This window comes from Streptomyces sp. NPDC055506 (genome assembly GCF_053643595.1).
Window position 1 is genome coordinate 1 of sequence record NZ_JBSHKH010000276.1, and the last position, 2,156, is coordinate 2,156.

Here is a 2,156-nt window from a genome sequence, read left to right on the forward strand (position 1 = left end):
GCTGTCGAAGGGGCTGGAGTTCGACCTGGTCGTCCTCGTGGACCCGGAGGACTTCGGCACCGGCGTCGAGGGAGCGGTCGACCGCTATGTCGCGATGACCCGGGCGACCCGGCAGCTCGTCGTCCTCACGAGCCCGCGAGCTCCTTCCGGATCCGGTCCAGCATGAACGCCGACGACTCCCGGGCCCGCTCCTCCCAGGCGAAGACACAGGACGTGGCGACACCGTCGAAGCCCAGCTCGCGCAGGGTGCCGAAGAAGGTGTCCCAGTCGACCTCGCCCTGGCCGATGTCGAGGTGCTGATGGATCCGGGCCGGTGTGCCCGGCGGGTTGAGGATGTACCGCAGACCGCTGGAGCCCTTGTGGTTGAAGGAGTCCGCGATATGCACGTGCTGGAGCCTGTCACCGGCGTAGCGCATCATCGCCGCGATGTCCGCCGTCGGGTCGGAGCCCGAGAGATGGAAGGTGTGCGGGGCGCAGTACAGGTAGTTCACCCACGGCTTGTTGATCGCGCGGACGAGATCGACGGCCGGGGTGTTCTCCTCGCAGAAGTCGTCCGGGTGGGCCTCCAGGTTCAGGGTGAGGCCCTCCCGCTCGAAGACCGGCAGCAGCTCCTCCAGCGAACGCCAGAAGGCGGACTCGCTCTCGGCGGCGCGCTCGGGCCGGCCGTTGAACTCCGAGTTCATCAGGGGGCATTCGAGATCCACCGTGATCTCGATCATCCGCTTCCAGTAGCGGACGGCCGTCTGCCGCTCCGTCTCGTCCGGTGAGGACCACTTGTACAGCGGCAGCACCGAGGACAGCCGCACCCCGTGGCGGCGCAGCGACTCCTTCAGCTCCGCCACCCGCGCGTCGTCCGCCCGCGGGTGCAGGAAGAACGGCATGAAGTCCTCGCGGGGCGACAACTCGATGTATTCGTAGCCGAGTTCGGCGACCGTGCGCACCATCTCGTCGATCGGCAGCGCACGGAACATGTACGGGTCGAGGGCGATCTTCACGCGGTGCCTCCGTACAGCGCGGGGCGGGGCTTGATGTCGACGGTGACGATCTCTCCGGCGCCGGTCTCCTGGGAGCGGACGGCGGCGTCGGAGATGACGGTGGCGGCGTAACCGTCCCAGGCGGACGGCCCGGTGGGCTCGGTGCCGGCCGCCACGGCGGCGACCCACTCGCGGAACTCGGTGTCGAAGGCCTCCGCGAACCGGTCCTTCCAGTCCTGCAGCACACCCGTGCCGTGCCGGGCCGCGGTGCGGATCCCGACGGCCGCCGGGTCGGGCAGCCGGACCAGGCCGTCCTCGCCCACGACCTCGCACTGGATGTCGTAGCCGTACTGGCAGTTGACGAAGACCTCCAGGTCGATACGGACGCCCTCGCGGGTCTCGAAGATCATGATCTGCGGGTCCTTGAGGTGCCCGAACCGCTTGCTGGTGGCGCGCGGGGTGACCACCTGGGCGGAGACGATCTCGTCGTCGAGCAGCCAGCGCAGCACGTCGATCTCGTGCACGGCGGTGTCCTGGGCGGCCATCGCGGAGTGGTACGACTCCGGGACGGTCGGGTTGCGGTGGGCGCAGTGCACGATCAGCGGGGCCCCGAGCGAACCGGTCGACAGGACCTCCTTCATCTGGCGGTACCCCGCGTCGAAGCGGCGCATGAAGCCGACCTGCACCAGCCTGCGGCCGTGCGCCCGCTCGGCCTCGACGATCCGCAGACAGTCCTCCGCGGTCGTGGCCAGCGGCTTCTCGCAGAACACCGGCTTGCCGGCCGCGATCGCGTTGAGCACGTGCTCGGCGTGGGTCGGGCCCCACGAGGTGACGAGGACGGCGTCCACGTCGGGGGAGGCGACCAGCTCCGCGCCGGTGGGCAGCGCGGTGGCACCGAAGCGGGCCGCCACCTCGGCGGCGCGCTCGGTGTCGACGTCGGCCACCGCCGTGACGGTCGCCCCGGTGACGACCTCGGTGAGCCGCCGGGCGTGGTCCTGGCCGATCATTCCGGCGCCGATGACGCCTACACGTACGGTCATGGAGAAACTCCTCGAAAGATGATCAGGAAAAGCGCGTCCGGAGCTCGGCCTCGAGCGATTCGAGGGTGCGGCCCTTGGTCTCGGGGACGTACAGCTTCACGAAGGTGAGGGACAGCAGGCCCGCCACCACGAACAGGAAGAA

2 protein-coding genes are annotated in these 2,156 nt (G+C 69.5%); both read right to left on the bottom strand.

Translation table 11 applies throughout. From position 1 onward, the window contains the following. Window positions 1-125: 125 nt before the first annotated feature. Window positions 126-995, bottom strand: coding sequence for a sugar phosphate isomerase/epimerase family protein (locus tag ACWIF2_RS40555; protein ID WP_454366706.1), 870 nt, complete (start codon window positions 993-995; stop codon window positions 126-128). Further along, entirely contained in the window at window positions 992-2,014 is a 1,023-nt protein-coding gene (locus tag ACWIF2_RS40560) for a Gfo/Idh/MocA family protein (protein WP_454366708.1), read from the bottom strand. The genes ACWIF2_RS40555 and ACWIF2_RS40560 overlap by 4 nt, the downstream gene beginning before the upstream one ends. Window positions 2,015-2,156 lie beyond the last annotated feature (142 nt).

Excerpts from the sequence above, each read along its gene's own strand:
- ACWIF2_RS40560 (WP_454366708.1), bottom strand. The coding sequence starts at position 2,014 with ATGACCGTACGTGTAGGCGTCATCGGCGCCGGAATGATCGGCCAGGAC.